Source organism: Janthinobacterium sp. GW458P (assembly GCF_002127585.1).
Classification (GTDB): Bacteria; Pseudomonadota; Gammaproteobacteria; order Burkholderiales; family Burkholderiaceae_D; genus Janthinobacterium.
Genome location: NZ_NEGZ01000039.1, coordinates 1 through 15957, shown reverse-complemented (window position 1 = coordinate 15957; position 15957 = coordinate 1). Strand labels below are relative to the sequence as shown.

At 64.1% G+C, this 15957-nt stretch carries 15 protein-coding genes; 12 read left to right on the top strand and 3 right to left on the bottom strand.

Annotation, left to right across the window (positions count from 1 at the left end; all coding sequences use genetic code 11):
- Positions 1–50 precede the first annotated feature (50 nt).
- From CBW50_RS19385 to dapF, 3 genes are read left to right on the top strand one after another with little or no spacing between them, the layout of a single operon-like run.
- Positions 51–920: a lysophospholipid acyltransferase family protein gene (locus tag CBW50_RS19385; protein ID WP_086147063.1), complete on the top strand. Its 870-nt coding sequence runs from the start codon at positions 51–53 to the stop codon at positions 918–920.
- The gene (locus CBW50_RS19380; RefSeq protein WP_086147062.1) at positions 917–1792 is read left to right on the top strand and encodes a lipid A biosynthesis acyltransferase; all 876 of its coding nucleotides are present in this window, start codon (positions 917–919) and stop codon (positions 1790–1792) included. The genes CBW50_RS19385 and CBW50_RS19380 overlap by 4 nt, the downstream gene beginning before the upstream one ends.
- A gap of 11 nt (positions 1793–1803) precedes the next feature.
- Entirely contained in the window at positions 1804–2667 is an 864-nt protein-coding gene (gene dapF / locus CBW50_RS19375) for a diaminopimelate epimerase (RefSeq protein WP_086147061.1), read from the top strand.
- A gap of 8 nt (positions 2668–2675) precedes the next feature.
- Here the strand turns inward: dapF and CBW50_RS19370 are convergent, their stop codons facing one another.
- Positions 2676–4181, bottom strand: a complete 1506-nt coding sequence (locus CBW50_RS19370; RefSeq protein WP_086147060.1) for an SEL1-like repeat protein — start codon at positions 4179–4181, stop codon at positions 2676–2678.
- A 414-nt stretch (positions 4182–4595) separates the two neighbouring features.
- Here CBW50_RS19370 and CBW50_RS19365 point away from each other — a divergent pair, with 414 nt between their 5' ends.
- The 8 genes from CBW50_RS19365 to CBW50_RS19330 all read left to right on the top strand — a co-directional run bounded on the left by CBW50_RS19365 (position 4596) and on the right by CBW50_RS19330 (position 12006).
- On the top strand, positions 4596–5684 hold the full coding sequence (locus tag CBW50_RS19365) for a porin (RefSeq protein ID WP_086147059.1): 1089 nt from the start codon (positions 4596–4598) through the stop codon (positions 5682–5684).
- A 163-nt stretch (positions 5685–5847) separates the two neighbouring features.
- Entirely contained in the window at positions 5848–6525 is a 678-nt protein-coding gene (locus CBW50_RS19360) for a DUF484 family protein (RefSeq protein WP_086147058.1), read from the top strand.
- Between the two features lie 7 nt (positions 6526–6532).
- Complete coding sequence (locus tag CBW50_RS19355; protein WP_086147057.1) at positions 6533–7480, top strand: tyrosine recombinase XerC; 948 nt, start codon at positions 6533–6535, stop codon at positions 7478–7480.
- A 125-nt stretch (positions 7481–7605) separates the two neighbouring features.
- The gene (locus CBW50_RS19350) at positions 7606–8706 is read left to right on the top strand and encodes a GTP-binding protein (RefSeq protein ID WP_086147056.1); all 1101 of its coding nucleotides are present in this window, start codon (positions 7606–7608) and stop codon (positions 8704–8706) included.
- Positions 8707–9188: 482 nt separating this feature from the next.
- Positions 9189–9641 (top strand): RNA polymerase-binding protein DksA, encoded by a 453-nt coding sequence (gene dksA / locus CBW50_RS19345; protein ID WP_034753066.1) that lies wholly within the window; start codon positions 9189–9191, stop codon positions 9639–9641.
- A gap of 219 nt (positions 9642–9860) precedes the next feature.
- The gene (hslV, locus tag CBW50_RS19340) at positions 9861–10397 is read left to right on the top strand and encodes an ATP-dependent protease subunit HslV (protein ID WP_076565072.1); all 537 of its coding nucleotides are present in this window, start codon (positions 9861–9863) and stop codon (positions 10395–10397) included.
- Positions 10398–10443: 46 nt separating this feature from the next.
- Positions 10444–11796: an ATP-dependent protease ATPase subunit HslU gene (gene hslU, locus CBW50_RS19335; RefSeq protein WP_086147088.1), complete on the top strand. Its 1353-nt coding sequence runs from the start codon at positions 10444–10446 to the stop codon at positions 11794–11796.
- A 15-nt stretch (positions 11797–11811) separates the two neighbouring features.
- Positions 11812–12006 carry a hypothetical protein gene (locus tag CBW50_RS19330; RefSeq protein WP_077398720.1) on the top strand — a complete coding sequence of 65 codons (195 nt, stop codon included), beginning with the start codon at positions 11812–11814 and terminating at the stop codon, positions 12004–12006.
- A gap of 138 nt (positions 12007–12144) precedes the next feature.
- On the opposite strand, the gene CBW50_RS19325 is transcribed toward CBW50_RS19330, so the two are convergent.
- Positions 12145–12759, bottom strand: coding sequence for an outer membrane beta-barrel protein (locus CBW50_RS19325; RefSeq protein WP_086147055.1), 615 nt, complete (start codon positions 12757–12759; stop codon positions 12145–12147).
- 167 nt (positions 12760–12926) lie between these two features.
- On the opposite strand from CBW50_RS19325, the gene CBW50_RS19320 reads away from it, so the two are divergent.
- On the top strand, positions 12927–13712 hold the full coding sequence (locus tag CBW50_RS19320) for a helix-turn-helix transcriptional regulator (RefSeq protein ID WP_172404820.1): 786 nt from the start codon (positions 12927–12929) through the stop codon (positions 13710–13712).
- Here CBW50_RS19320 and CBW50_RS19315 read toward each other — a convergent pair.
- Positions 13685–15901, bottom strand: a complete 2217-nt coding sequence (locus tag CBW50_RS19315) for a patatin-like phospholipase family protein (protein ID WP_086147054.1) — start codon at positions 15899–15901, stop codon at positions 13685–13687. The two genes, CBW50_RS19320 and CBW50_RS19315, sit on opposite strands and share 28 nt — an antisense overlap.
- Positions 15902–15957: the final 56 nt, after the last annotated feature.

Here is a 15957-nt window from a genome sequence, read left to right as displayed (position 1 = left end):
CTTAAAAAATTTTGGCACGGCAACACGCCATTCCTGGAACCAGCTTATACATGTTAGTCCCTATTTTCCGCTTCTTATCCATCTTTCCCTTGCCCGTCCTGCATGGCCTGGGCGCTGCGCTCGGCTGGGTGATTTACGCCATTTCCCCGTCCTACCGCCGCCGCATGCGCGAGAACATGCAGGGTGCGGGGTTTTCGCAACACTTGCACACGGCGGTGGCCGAAGCGGGCAAGAGCGTGCTGGAACTGCCCTTCATCTGGTGCGCGCCGGCCGAGCGCGTGGCGCGCCATGCGACGGTGGAAAACTGGGAACTGGTGGAAAAGGCGCTGCAGCATGGCCGTGGCATTGTCTTCCTGACACCCCACCTGGGCTGCTTTGAAATCGTCGCCCAGCAGATCGCGCTGCGCACGCCGCTCACCGTCATGTACCGTCCGCCCAAGCGCGCCGCCCTGAAACCGCTGATCGAAGGCGCGCGCGCGCGCGAAAACCTGATGCTGGCGCCGGCCAATATGTCGGGCGTGCGCATCTTCGCCAAATGCCTGAAAAAAGGTCAGCCGATCGGCCTGCTGCCGGACCAGGTGCCGCAGGAGGGCGAAGGCGTGTGGGCCGATTTCTTCGGCCGTCCCGCCTACACCATGACCCTGCCGGCCAAGCTGGCGCAGATGGGCGGCGCCGAAGTCATCATCACCTACGCGGAACGCCTGCCGGGCGGACGCGGCTATGTCGTGCATTTCGTGCCGTTCACCGCGTCCCTCGACAGCACCTCGGCCGAACAGGCGCGCACCATCAACGCGGCCATGGAACAATTGATCGCGCGCAGCCCGGCGCAATACCTGTGGAGCTACAATCGCTACAAGGTGCCGCGCGGCGCGCCGCCGCCCACGCCCGCCACGCCCGAGCCCGCCGGGGAGCAGGCATGAGACTGCTGATCGCCTTCATGTGGCTGCTGCACTGGCTGCCCTTGCCCATCCTCGGCCGCTTCGGCGTGGCCGTCGGCAGCGTGCTGTTCATTGCCATGCCCACGCGGCGCAGGATCGCCCTGACGAATCTGCGCCTGTGCATGCCGGAATTGACGGAACAGCAACGCGTGGCCCTGGCGCGCCAGCATTTCCAGGCCTATTCGCGCAGCGTGTGGGAGCGCAGCATCCTGTGGTGGTCATCGGAAGAACGCCTGAACCGCCTGATCAGGAAAGTGCCCGCGTTCCCGGGCCAGCAGATCGCGGCCAAGCCCACCATTTTGCTGTGCCCGCACTTCGTCTGTCTCGACGTGGCCGGCGCCGCCACGGCCATGGAAATTTCCGCTTCCTCGATGTACGTGCAGCAAAAGAACGCCGCCTTCGACCAGGCCTTGCGCAACGGCCGCTCGCGCTTCAAGCCGCCCAAGCTGTTTACGCGCCAGGACGGCATCAAGACGATTCTGCGCGCCCTGCGCGACGGCTTGCCGTATTTCATGCTGCCGGACATGGATTTCGGCGAGAAGGATGCGGAATTCGTGCCCTTCTTCGGCGTGCCGGCCGCCACCCTGACGGCCACGGCGCGCCTGGCGCTGGCCGCCAAGGCGCAGGTGATACCCGTCATCGCCACTTTTTTACCCAATTACCAGGGCTGGCAAGTGACCTACTATCCGGCCTGGGATGACTATCCGGGCGACGACATCACGGCCGCCACGCGCCGCATGAACGAATTCATCGAAGAGCGCGTGCGCGAAGCGCCGGCCGAGTATTTCTGGACCCATAAACGCTTCAAGACGCGTCCGGAAGGCGAAGCGTCGTTCTATAACCAGCACAAGTGATACGGCGGAACATGAAACTCCAATTTACCAAAATGCATGGCGCGGGCAACGATTTCATCGTCATCGACGCCATCAATCAGGATGTCGATTTCACGCCGGCCCAGTGGCAGCGCCTGGCCGACCGCCGTTTCGGCATCGGCGCCGACCAGATCCTCGTGGTGGAAAAACCACGCCTGCCCGGCTGCGACTTCCGCTACCGCATCTATAACAACGACGGCGGCGAAGTGGAACAGTGCGGCAACGGCGCGCGCGCCTTCGTCAAGTTCGTCAGCGAAAAAGGCTTGTCAAGCAAGAGCAGCATCCGCGTGGAAACCATGGCCGGCATCATCGCACCGCGCCTGGAAATTGATGGCAGCATCACGGTCGACATGGGCGCGCCCGTGCTCGAACCCGCGCTGGTGCCGTTCGATGCAAGCGGCCTCGATGGCGTGGCGCAGGGAAATGACACCTTATGGCCGCTGGACCTGGCGCTGCCCGGTCATGCAGGCCCGGTGCTGGTGTCCGTCGTCTCGATGGGCAATCCGCATGCCGTGCAGGTGGTCGACGATGTCGACGCGCAAGACCTGGAAGCGTCGGGGCCGCTGATCGAGCACCACCCGCGCTTTCCCCGCCGCGTCAACGCCGGCTACATGCAGATCGTCAACCGCCAGCACGTGAAACTGCGCGTGTTTGAACGGGGCGCGGGCGAAACCCTCGCTTGCGGCACGGGCGCCTGCGCCGCCGCCGTGGCCGGCATCATGCGCGGCTTGCTCGATTCCCCCGTGCGCATCAGTGCGCGCGGCGGCGAACTGTCGATCGCCTGGCAAGGCCCGGGCCAGCCCGTCCTGATGACGGGCCCGGCCGTAACCGTCTTCGAAGGCACGATCGAGCTGTAAGGAATGGGTCAGGCGGCCAGGAACTGCTGTTCCTGCGCGACGCCCAGCTCGCCCAGGTAGCACTTCAGGCGGTACAAGCGCTGCCGGTAATTGCCTTCCGGCCCCGCCACGCCGCAATCGACGCGCTCGAACAGGCGTACCACCTGGTCGAGCACCTGGCGCTCCTGCGCCGTGCGGATCAGCGCCAGGCGCCGCTTGCCGCGGCCATGCGCGGCACTGATATCGATCAACAGACAATGCCCCTGGTCGGCCGCATGCATGTCGAGCAGCAATGCCTCGGCGCGCGACAGGTGAAACCAGCGTGCCAGTTCCAGCCGCGCCGCCAGCAAGGGATGATTCTGCTCCAGCTGGCGCAGCGGCGAGCCGGCTTGCAGCGCGGCCCACTGCCCCCAGTCGCCCGGCTCGCCGCGCGGCGCAATGCGCGCCAGCGCCGCCTCCGCTTCAGCACTGCCTTGCGCCTGCGCCTGCAGCAGCCAGTAGGCGGCGCGCACGTCGCTGTTGACGCCATCACGGCGGTTACGCCACGCATACATGCCGCACTCGAGCTGGGCCGGGCCATGCCCCAGGTCGGCCGCCCGCTCCAGGCAGCAATGGGCTTCGACCACATTGCGCTGGGAAAATTCCGGTTTTGTATAGATGCGCGAGAGCACGAACCACGCTTCGGCCAGGCCCTGCTCGCCCGCCTGCGTCAGCCAGCGCACTGCCCGCTTGAAATTCGCCGCGCCATTGCGCGTGGCCAGGCGCTGGCCATGCGCATCCATGCGCGCATAGCCGAGTCCCAGCTCCAGCTGTGCCGTGCGGTCGCCGCCATGCGCGGCCAGTTCGCAACACTGCCAGCCCTCGGCGTCGCCACCGGGCGCCAGCGCCTGGGCGCAACGCGACAGCAACAGCACCTGCTGCGCATCGAGGGCGATGGTGCGCGCGCCGGCCGCCGCCTGGCGCTGCAGCAGTTCGCGCGCCAGCGGCAAGCCCTGCGCCAGGAACGCCGCATGGTCGCCCGTATTCCATGCACGCTCGAGCCCGGCATGCACCAGGGTATCGGCCTCGCTTCCCTGCGCCACGGCATGCCTGACGGCCGCTACAGCGTCTCCGGCCACGCCATCATGCGTGGAGAGCAGCCATTGCGCATCGGGCAAACCGGCGCGTATGGCCGCGTCCAGGGCCAGGCGCGCCTTGGCCCGCAGGATTTCGCACGTGGTGCTGGCCGCATCGCCCAGCACCAGCTGCGCCAGCACGAGACCGGCCTGCGCCAGCCCCGCGTCGTACGCCTGCGCGTAGTACGGAATCAGCACCTTGGCCGCCGGTTGCGCCACCTCGAACGGCACATGCGTGCCGATCAGCATGCAAGCTTCCTGGCTGTCTTCCTGGGCCGCGCGTGCCAGCCAGTGCAAGGCGGTCGGCAAGCTCTGCGGCACGCCCTGCCCGAACAGGTACAGCCGTCCCAGCGCCAGCTGGCAGGCCACATCGCCCGCACGCGCCCCCTTGATCAATCCTAATGTTTCGCGATTTGCCATCGATTCTCGATATTGAGTCAATGATTCTAATAATGGTGAGCTGTCTCAGGCCTGTCGATGCAAGCCGTCCCCTAGTGTACCGTCACGGCGTCCAAATTCCGCCAAAGCCGGCGCAAGAACTTGATTCAACGCAACAATGCCATGGCGACGTTACGCCAATATGCGCTTGCGGCCGATGCGCCAGCAAGGGAAGACGGTGGCCGTTGGCGTGCCGGCCGCAGAAATCGCGCGTTACAAAAATACAACAGGGGCATGCGCTTATGCCGCTTTTCACCAATCTTTTCACGCATATTTGACCAATCCCACACGTCTTGCGTGCCGACGAATTAAGGTTCATTCATCGAAACGCGGCAGTTGGCGCATTTCAATCTGCTCGGATCTCGGACGGAACTTACTTTTAATAGGGAATAAGACATGAAAAAATCACTCGTTGCCCTCGCTCTCTTCGGCGCCTACGCCGCAACCGCACAAGCGCAGTCGTCCGTTCAAATCTACGGCACGATCGATGCAGGTCTGACCAAGGCCACCGAAGGCACCACTTCCGTCGGCAAACGCGACAACAACAAGCTGGGCTTCAAAGGCACGGAAGATCTGGGCAATGGCTTGAAAGCTATTTTCCAACTGGAAATTCGCTATGAATCCGACACGGGCACCATTGAAAACACGTCGGGCAACAACTCGCGTCCACTCTTCCAGGGTCAAAGCCGCGTCGGCCTGCAAGGCGACTTCGGTACCCTGCGTCTGGGCCGTGGTCTGACCGCATACCAGGAAGTGAGCACCTCGTTCGAACCATGGTCGGGCATGCCTACGCAAGCCGGTTTCCAGACCGACCTGACCGTCGCCGGCTACACCAGCGATCCGCTGAGCGCGCCAGGCAACTCGCGTAACCGCTTCTCGAACGCCGTGTTCTACAACTCGCCAGTGTTCAATGGCTTCCAGCTCAACGCCACCGTCGCTGCCAAGGAAGCCAATAACAACAGCGCCGTCCCGGCACGTGCGCCGGGCAATTCGGTAACATTTGCTTCGGGCAACTATGCCGTGCCAGCCAACGTGGCGCCGACATCGACGCCATACTCGATCTCCGCGACGTACACCTCGCCTGGTTTTGCCGCCATGGCTGCCTACGAGCGCAATGGCCTGCAAGCCAAGCTGTGGTCGGTTGCCGCCTCGGTCAATCCTATTCCTGAGCTGAAAGTCATGCTGTCGATCCAGCACCAGAAGGATGATGACTTCAAAATCATCAATACCGGCACCAAATCGTGGGTACTGGGCGCCAACTACGACGTTGGCCCAGGCAAGATCCGCGCCGGCTATGGCCAGAAAACGCCCGATGGCGTCGTCAAAACCAAGCAAGCATCGCTGGGCTATGACTACAATCTGTCGAAGCGCACCTACGTATATGCAGACATCTCGAACAAAAAAGGCGCTGTGGCCGACAATATCAACTACAACGTTGCGAAAAGCATCAACTACTTCGGCATCGGCGTACACCACAACTTCTAATGGCATCGCGCGTCACCCGCTACGGGTGACGTGACGCGCCAGACGGAGCAAGGCGGCATGGGCAACCATGCCGCTTTTTTCATGGGCGCGCGCTTTTGCTCCATATTGCGGCGCACTCTCGGTTAGAATCAAGTGTTCATCCTTCTATCTTCTGACACTATCAATGACCGCCACACTCGATTCCAGCACCGTCGCCCAGTATCTGAGCGAGCACCCGAATTTCTTCGAAGAGCATACAGCTCTGCTCGGCGAGGTCAAACTGAGCAGCCCGCTGACGGGACGCACCATCTCGCTGCAGGAGCGGCAGATGGAAGTGATGCGCGACAAATACAAGGCGCTCGAGCTGCGCATGTCCAAGCTGAGCCGCCTGGCCGAGGAAAATGGCGACATCGCCAGCAAGTTCCACGGCTGGAACCAGGCCATGCTGCAAGTACGCAACGATGCCGCCATGCCGCGCGTGCTGGTCGATGCGCTGCAAAGCAATTTCGACGTGCCCTACGTCAGTCTGCGCCTGTGGCAAGTCTTGCCGGAACACGCCAACGGCTGGTTCACGGAAGACGTCACGGCCGACGTGCGCATGTTCGCCAACAGCCTGCAAGCGCCGTACTGCGGCAGCAACCGCGATTTCGAAGCCGTGCACTGGTTGCAGGCGGATAAAATCGAATCGACCGTGATGATCGCCCTGCGCGCCCCGGGCACCACGGGCACCTTCGGCTTGCTGGTGCTCGGCTCGCCAGACAGCGAACGCTTCACCTCCAGCATGGGCACCGACTTCCTCGTGCATATCGGCGCCACGGCCAGCGCCGCCCTGGCCGCGCTGCGCGCCGGTTCGCCAGCCTGAGGCCGCCATGCATGCGGCGCGCGGCAAGGCCGATTGGCTCGACGCCTACCTGGCGCAGCTGGCCACGCAGCGCAAGCTGTCGCCGCATACGCTGGACGCCTACGGGCGCGACCTGCGCGCCCTGCTGGAACTGAGCGGCAATACGCCGTGGACGGCCCTGGCGCACAATGAAGTGCGCCGCTACACGGCCAAGCTGCACGCCGGCGGCCTCGACCCGCGCTCGATCGCGCGCAAGCTGTCGTCGTGGCGCGGCTTCTTCAACTGGCTCAGCGGCGAAACGGCGCTCGACGCCAACCCCGTCGACGGCATCCGCGCGCCCAAGCGGGCCAAGACCTTGCCGAAAGCCCTGTCGGTGGACGACGCCGTGCGCCTCGTGGCGCCCGCGCAACACCAGCAGGGCGGCGCCGAGCCGGAGCAGCTGTGCAACCGCGCCATGTTCGAGCTGCTGTATTCGAGCGGCTTGCGCGTGTCCGAACTGACCAGCCTGGACACCCACTACTGCAAGGCCGAAGGCGGCCAGCCCGCCTCGCTGGGCTGGCTCGACATGGCCAGCTTCGAAGTCGTCGTCACGGGCAAGGGCAGCAAGATGCGCAAGGTGCCCGTCGGCAAGGCAGCTCTCGTGGCCCTGACCGCCTGGCTGGCCGTGCGCCCGCAGGCAAAAGATGGCAGCGCTGCCTTGTTTTTAAGCACGCGCGGCACGCGCATCTCGCCCCGCGTGCTGCAGCTGCGCCTGAAGGCGCACGCGCTGGCGACGGAAATTCCCGCCAACGTGCATCCGCACGTGCTGCGCCACTCGTTTGCCTCGCACGTGCTGCAATCGTCGGGCGACCTGCGCGCCGTGCAGGAAATGCTGGGCCACTCCAGCATCACCTCGACCCAGGTCTACACGGCCCTCGACTTCCAGCACCTGGCCCACGTCTACGACCAGGCCCACCCGCGCGCCAAGGCCAGATAATCCAGACGGCCTGATCCAAATCAAGCGAATCGGCGCACATTTGCAAGCATTTGGGAAATTCCGGCATAATCGTCCGGATTCGTCCGCTTGCGCGGCGGCACCACCGACTACAGCATAGGCATCGCATGGCAATGATACCCACCACCATCCTCACCGGTTTCCTCGGCGCGGGCAAAACCACCTTGCTCAACCGCATACTGCAGGAAGACCATGGCATGCGCATCGCCGTGATCGAAAACGAGTTTGGCCAGGAAAACATCGACAATGAAATCCTGGTGCAGGATAGCAACGAACACATCATCGAGATGAACAACGGCTGCATCTGCTGCACCGTGCGGGGCGACCTGATCGTGGGCCTGACGGAACTGGCGCGCAAGCGCGACGCTGGCCTGATCGCGTTTGACCGCGTCGTCATCGAAACGACGGGCCTGGCCAATCCCGGCCCCGTGGCGCAAACCTTCTTTGTCGACGAGGAAGTGGGCAGCCGCTACATGCTCGACGCCATCATCACGGTGGTCGACGCCCGCCATGCCATGAAGCAACTTGACGAATACGAGGAAGCCCAGCGGCAAGTGGGCTTTGCCGACAAGCTGCTGCTGTCAAAAACCGACCTCGTCAGTGATGACGACGTGGCCGCCCTGACGCGCCGCCTGAAGCGCATCAATCCGCGCGCGCCCATCGCCCGGGCCGATTTCGGCCGCGCGCCGCTGGCCGAGGTGCTCGACATCCGCGGCTTCAACCTGAATGAAAAGCTGGAGCTGGACCCGGATTTCCTGGCGACGGAGACGGCGCACGTACATGATCACGACACGGTGCACGACACGGCGCACGACCATGCACATGGCCATGAGCACGGCCACAAACACGAGCACAGCGACGCCTGCGCCACCGACTGCGGCCATGCGGACCACCACCATGCGCAGCACAGCGACGATATCGCCGCCTTTGTTTTCAAGAGTACGCAGCCGTTCGACAGCGCCAAGCTCGACGAATTCCTCGGCGGCCTGGTGCAAGTGTATGGCCCGCGCATGCTGCGCTACAAGGGCGTGCTGCTGATGCAGGGCGCCGAGCGCAAGGTGGTCTTCCAGGGCGTGCACCAGCTGATGGGCAGTGACCTGGGCGCCAAATGGGGCGAAAACGAGGTACGCGGCAGCAAAATGGTATTTATTGGCAAAAATCTACCAAAAGACATTTTTATTCGCGGACTCGAACAATGTTTGGTATAAACTAGCCGGGTTTTGCAAAGTACCCGTTGCAAAGCAGAAACAAAAGGGAAAGTAAAGCACGCTTTCCCGCCATCCGACGACAATCTTGCTGACATAAACCAACAAGTGGCCGCCTCTGATCGGCTAGTCAACAAATCGGGATGGCAATATAAGGCAAAGCGTGCCAAAATCAGCGACGAAAACGGCCCATGTCGTTAGCCTGTCATGAAATGCTGGCAAACTGCCGCTGGCCGCATGCCAGGCATGCAAGCGATCCACCCAACACGCCCGTTGTCGCGCACAGAGCGCGACTGGCATAGAGCGGTAAAAAGTTATCAACATGGCAAAAATAGCCGGCCGGTAGTCCTGGCCGCCGCCGGCAAGCCAAGGTCGCACGCAGTACAGCGGGACAGCAATGCCAAGCGGAACCTGTACAGTTGCTCGGCACCGCCGCATCAACTGATCAATTTGAAAACTCTGTCGTATCGAAGGTAAGCGAAGTTATGACCAAAACTAATAAATCGACCCCGGCCGCCAACCAAGACATCCCTCTCATCAGCGAAGACCAAATTCGCGCCATGAGCGAAGATGACTACATGAATCCGGCACAACTGGCATTCTTCAAGGCGCGCCTGCAGCAGCTCGAGAAAGACTTGCTGAAAAACGCCGGCGAAACCACGGAACACTTGCGTGAAACCGTGCTCGTGCCGGACCCGGCCGACCGCGCCACCATCGAGGAAGAGCATGCGCTGGAACTGCGCACGCGCGACCGCGAACGCAAATTGCTGAAGAAAGTGCAGCAATCGATCGCCAGCATCGACGCCGGCGACTATGGCTGGTGCGAAGAAACGGGCGAGCCTATCGGCATCCCGCGCCTGATCGCCCGTCCGACCGCCACCCTGTCGCTGGAAGCCCAGCAACGGCGCGAACTGAAGCAAAAGCTGTACGGCGACTGATCGCCCCTTCCCTTGCGCGGCCGCCCCGGCGGCCCGTGATGGCGAAAAAAGCACACAACCTGCGTTGCGTGCTTTTTTTTCGTCCCGCGCCGACTACACTGAAGCGAGCGCGGCAGCGGCAAGTGCCGCTTGCAATTGCCTTTTCCATCCCCACTTTTGAGCCATGGGCGCGCAGGCGCATGACGCTGCACGCATAGGCACGAATCTTTTGAGGTCACTATGGAACAATTTCACGGCACCACCATCCTCTGCGTCCGGCGCGGCAAGCAAGTGGCCCTGGGCGGCGACGGCCAGGTCACGCTGGGCAATATCGTCATGAAGGGCACGGCCCGCAAGGTGCGTAAGTTGTACCAGGGCAAGGTTCTCGTCGGCTTTGCCGGCGGCACGGCCGACGCCTTCACCCTGCTCGACCGTTTTGAAGGCAAGCTGGAAAAACACCAGGGCAATCTGCTGCGCGCTTCCGTGGAACTGGCCAAGGACTGGCGCACCGACCGCGTGCTGCGCCGCCTGGAAGCGATGCTGCTGGTGGCCGACAGCGAGTCGACCCTGGTCATCACGGGCAACGGCGACGTGCTGGAACCGGAAGACGGCATCGGCGCCATCGGCTCGGGCGGCACCTACGCCCAGTCGGCCGCCAAGGCGCTGCAGGAAAACACGGACTTGTCGCCGGCCGAGGTGGTCAGGAAGTCGCTGACCATCGCCGCCGAGCTGTGCATCTATACCAACATGTCGCACATTATCGAGACTCTCGATTAAGCGCCAAGCGCGCCCAAGCAAAGAATACAGAAAGCCAACTATGATCATGAACATGACCCCGTCGGAAATCGTTACCGAACTCGACAAACACGTGGTGGGCCAGGCCAAGGCCAAGCGCGCCGTCGCCATCGCCCTGCGCAACCGCTGGCGCCGCCAGCAGGTGGCCGAACCGCTGCGCCATGAAATCACGCCCAAGAACATCCTCATGATCGGCCCCACGGGCGTCGGCAAGACGGAAATCGCGCGCCGCCTGGCCAAGCTGGCCGAAGCGCCGTTCATCAAGATCGAAGCGACCAAGTTTACGGAAGTGGGCTATGTGGGCCGCGACGTCGACACCATCATCCGCGACCTGATCGACATCGGCATCAAGCAGACGCGCGCGCTGGAAATGAAGAAAGTGCGCGCGCGCGCCGAAGACGCGGCGGAAGACCGCATCATCGATATCCTCGTGCCGCCGGCGCGCGACTTCGGTTTCACGCCGAATACGCCAGCGGCCGTGGACACGGGCAGCGGCGACAGCACGCGCCAGACCTTCCGCAAGCGCTTGCGCCAGGGCGAGCTCGATGACAAGGAAATCGAGCTGGAACTGGCCGAGGCGGGCCCGCAGATGGAAATCATGGCGCCGCCGGGCATGGAAGAAATGACGGAGCAGATCAAGTCCATGTTTTCGGGCGTGGGCGGCCAGCGCAAGAAGGCGCGCAAGGTCAAGATCAAGGAAGCATTAAAGCTGCTGGTCGAGGAAGAGGCGGCCAAGCTGGTCAACGAGGATGAGCTGAAACAGAAGGCCATCCAGAACGTCGAGCAGAACGGCATCGTCTTCCTCGACGAAATCGACAAGATCGCCTCGCGCTCGGAAGCGGGCGGCGCCGACGTCTCGCGCGCCGGCGTGCAGCGCGACCTGCTGCCGCTGGTCGAAGGCACGACCGTCAACACCAAGTACGGCATGATACGCACGGACCACATCCTGTTCATCGCTTCGGGCGCCTTCCACCTGGCCAAGCCGTCGGACCTGATCCCCGAGCTGCAGGGTCGCTTCCCCATCCGCGTGGAACTGGAATCGCTGTCGATCTCGGACTTCGAGCGCATTCTGACCAGCACCGACGCCTGCCTGACGATGCAGTACGAAGCCCTGCTGGCGACGGAAAACCTGACCTTGAAATTCGCCCCGGAAGGCATCACGCGCCTGGCGGAAATCGCCTATTCGGTCAACGAGCGCACGGAAAACATCGGCGCGCGCCGGCTGCACACGGTGATGGAAAAACTGCTGGAGGAAGTGTCGTTTACGGCCAGCGAAGGCAGCAGCACGACGGAAAACCTGCTGGTGATCGATGCCGCCTACGTCAATGAACGCCTGGAAGCGCTGTCGGTCAACGAAGACCTGTCGCGCTACGTGCTGTAGTCAAGGAGGGGACCGATGGCAAACAAGGCATTGGCGACGCGGCAGAAAATGCAGTTCCGCGTCGAACCCTCGCAAAAGCCGCGCAACCCGGTCGCCACCGCTGCCCTGCAGCGCGCCGCCGGGGCGCATGTGAAGACCGTGTCCGGCCAGCGCCAGCAGGAAAAACGCCTGCTGGCGAAACTGCTGCTGAAGGTAGACGTCAAGGACTGATCTGGAAATGTCCATGGCAAGGCGCATGGACGAAGACAGTATGCGCAGTGCAACGCCGCCATGGGCATTGCAGGCCGCCCGCGGACACCCCTTTTACAGGGCGTCCGCCATCAGGCCATCGTCTGCTGAACGTCCCCCTTAGAAACGGTAGGACGCGCCCAGCGAAAACATGTCGACCTTGCTCGTCTGTTGGGTGCTGTACTTGACCGGCACGCGGTCCCAATCGAGGTGCAGCGACCAGTTCTTGTTCAACGCATATGCCGCGCCGATACCGTAGGTCAGGCCGATCTTGTCCTTCTTGTCCGAACCGCCGCCCAGATAATCGACCTTGCCCTGCGTGTAAGCCACGCCGGCGCGGCCGCTCAGGGTGAACGCGTCGAACTGGTAGCCGAGCACGCCCTGCATGCCGAGACCGGTGAATTTGCCGCGACCAGCACGCTTGCCGGCGCCCGTGTCAAAGCCGGACTTGACCTCTCCCCCCAGGTACCCCACCAGCTCAATCGAAGGCAGGGCCACGCCGCCCTGAAACGGCAGCGCATCGAAACTGTAGCCCACGTAGGCCTTGCCGCTGCGCTTGCTGCTTTTGTCGCAATCGCCTTGTCCTGGCACGCAATCGAGGTTGGTGCTGGCGCGAAAGCCGTAGCTGGCGCCCATATAGATGGGGCTCGGCGCCGGATCGGCAGCCGCGGCATGCAGGGGAGCGATACTGGCCAGCGCCAGCAGGGCTGCGGGAAAACGGAAAGATGGGAACATGGATAACCTCTACAAGTGGATGGATTGCCTGGTTGTAGCGCGCTGCGCGAGCCACAAGCGGGAGTGTCATCTTTTTTGCCACAAAGTACTATCACCTTGTGCAAAGTGCCATTAAGGGCTACATTCGGTACCGTCATCCGCTACCAAACTTGTAAAAAGGAACTATCGTGAGTTCGCCTGAACTGGTTTTACGCGTGCTGCGCACCCAATTGCGCGCCGCCGGCATCACTTATAAGGTATTGGCCGAGCGCATCGCCATGAGCGAATCGAGCGTCAAGCGCATGTTTGGCCAGCACGACATGTCGCTGTCGCGCCTGGCCCTGATCTGCAAGGCTTCCGGCATCGCCATGGAAGACGTGCTGCGCGGCGCGGCCGACATCACGCCGCACGCCGACACGCTCACCCTGGTGCAGGAAAAGTCGCTGGTGGCGCATCCGCGCCTGCTGCTGGTGGCGATCTGCTGCCTGGGCCACTGGAGCCTGGAGCAGGTGGTGGAAACGTATGCGCTGACGCAGGCCGAGTGCATCGGCTGCCTGGCCGAACTGGACCGCCTGGGCTTGATCGAGCTCAAACCGCTGAACCGCTACAGCCTGCGCGTCTCGAACGCCTTCCACTGGCTGGCCGACGGTCCCGTGCAGCAGTACTTCCGCGAGTACGTGGTAGCCGATTATTTCAGCGGACACTTTGACGGCGCCGGCGAAACCCTGATGTGCATCCCGGCGCGCCTGTCGCTGTCGAGCGCCCAGGAGCTGGTGCAAAAAATCCGCCAGCTGGCCGAGGAACTGGCGCGCCTGCACCAGAACGACCGGCGCCTGCCCGCGCAGGAGCGCGACGGCTTTACCCTGCTGCTGGGTTTTCGCTCATGGGAATTTGCCGCCTTCACGGCGCTGCGCCGCAGCACGGCGTCCGTCGCCCCGGCAGCCCCTTACCAGACCGGTCCCAGGAACAGATAGAGCGTGCTCGCGCCGCCCTTCGACGCGCCCGACGCCACGTACACGGGGCCGAAGCGCGTATCGACGGAGATGAAGGCGCTGCTGGCCTGCGTGAATTTGCTGGCTTTCCAGCGCTCGCTCTGATCGAAGCCGCCGCCCATTTCCAGCGAAAAGCCGGCCCGCACGGCGCCGCCCAGGGTGCTCGGCAGAGAACCGATGCGGCGCGCCATCACGATGCGCGCCAGGGCCACGCTGCGCCCCGTCACCGACTCGAACTGCGTGCCGGACAGGCGCAAAAAGCCGCCCAGGCTGAGCGGCGCCTCGCCCCGCTGCGCGCGCGCCCATTCGCCATACACGTGGCCGGCCCAGTTGCCGCGGCCAAAGGCCTTCATGCCCGTGATGGCGGAACGCCCCAGGCCCGACTCGCCCGTACCGGTGGTCGCCGAGCGCGTCCAGGTGGCGTCGAACAGCACGCCGCGCGTGGGGAAACCGGGCGAATCGAGGGTATCGACGCGGAACTGGACGAACTGGTTGGTGCCCAGCGCCCGCTGGTCGGCCAAGGCCGGGTCGGCGGGAATGCTGACGCCGGCCTTGACTTCGCTGCGCGTGATGCCGAACTGCAGATCGCCCCAGAAACCGAACTGGCGCCCCAGCACCAGGCTGGCGCCCTGGCCGCTGTAGGCGACGCGCGCATTGCGCCGTCCCTTGTCGAACAGGTCGACCGCCTGCGAGCTGTACTGGATCGACGGCGCGATGTACCACGGATTGCCGGCGCCCAGCGGCTGCCAGTACTGCACCCCGAAGTTGCGCGTGGTGCCGATCTGCACCATGCTGCGCAATTCGCCGCCCCAGCTGTTCAGATTCGAGCGCACGTGCAGCAGCTTCAAGGCAAAGGTATTGCTGTCCCTGAAATCGCTGGCCACTTCCAGGCCCACGCGCAGGCGGCTGCTGGCCCACGGCGCCTCGACGGCCTTGATGGTGACGGCGCGCTGGTCGCCCGCATCGACCACGTCCGTCTCGACGCGCGCCACGTCGCCACGGCCATACAGCTTGGCCGCCGCCTTGAGCACGTCTTCCTGGGTGACCGACTGCCCTTCCACCAGGCCCGATTGCGCCTGCAGGATGCGCGGATTGATATCGCCTTCGCTCTCCACGGCCAGGCGCGTCAGCGGCAGGGCCACGTCGAGCAGGGCCGGCGCGGCCAGGCGCAGCTGCTCGCGCGCCACGTACTGTTCCGGCGGCAGGGCCAGCGGCGCCAGGCGGGCGGCCAGCGCCTGCGCCGCCTGTTCGCCGGCGCGCATGGCGCGCGCATAGTTTTCAAAGTCGAGGAAGCTGACGCCCGTCAGGTCCGGCGCCACCAGGATGTCCTGCGGCTGCAGTTCCTTGAGCGAGCGCTGCACGTTCTGCTCCGTGAGGATCTGCAGCATCTGCTGCGCCACGCCGATGGCGCTGCCCAGCTCTTTTTCCGGCGCCAGCGGCGTGCCCACGTTGACGGCGATGATGATGTCGGCGCCCATGGCGCGCGCCATGTCGACGGGCAGGTTGCGCACCAGGCCCCCGTCGACCACCAGCCGGTTGTTGACGCGCACGGGGGCGAACACGCCGGGCACGGCCAGCGAGGCGCGCATCGACAGGAACAGCGGCGTGTCGACCAGCTCCACCAGCTCGCCATTGACCAGGTCCGAGGCCACCGAGCGGAAGGGCAAGGGCAGCTGGCTGGCGGGACGGTCGCGCATGCCGGCCGGCAGCAGGCGGTTCAGCGCCATCTCCAGCGCCGCATTGCTGGCCGCGGCCGGCGGCGTGGAAATGCCGTTGCGGCTGGTGCCGAATTCGATGCGCGACGGCAGCAGCAAATCTTCCTCGCGGCGGCGGAACGCCAGTTCGTCGCGCGGCGGCCGATCGGCCACCACGCGCGCCCAATTCGTCTCGCGCGCCATCTTCTCCAGGTCCGCCACGGAAGCGCCGGCCGCATACGCGCCGCCGACCACGCCGCCCATGCTGGTGCCGACCACCATGTCGATCGGCACGTGCAGTTCCTGCAGCACTTTCAATACGCCGATATGCGCGAGGCCGCGCGCGCCGCCGCCCGACAGCACCAGGGCGATGCGCGGGCGCGCGGGCGGGGGAACGGCCTGGCCGGGAACGGGGGAAGGCGCGACGGCGGGAGCGTCGGCTGCGGTGCGGCAGCGCCGGCTTGCGGCAAGACGCACAGCGCCGCCACGCAGGCCGCCAGGACGGCACGGATCAAGAACATGAAGACTCCTGT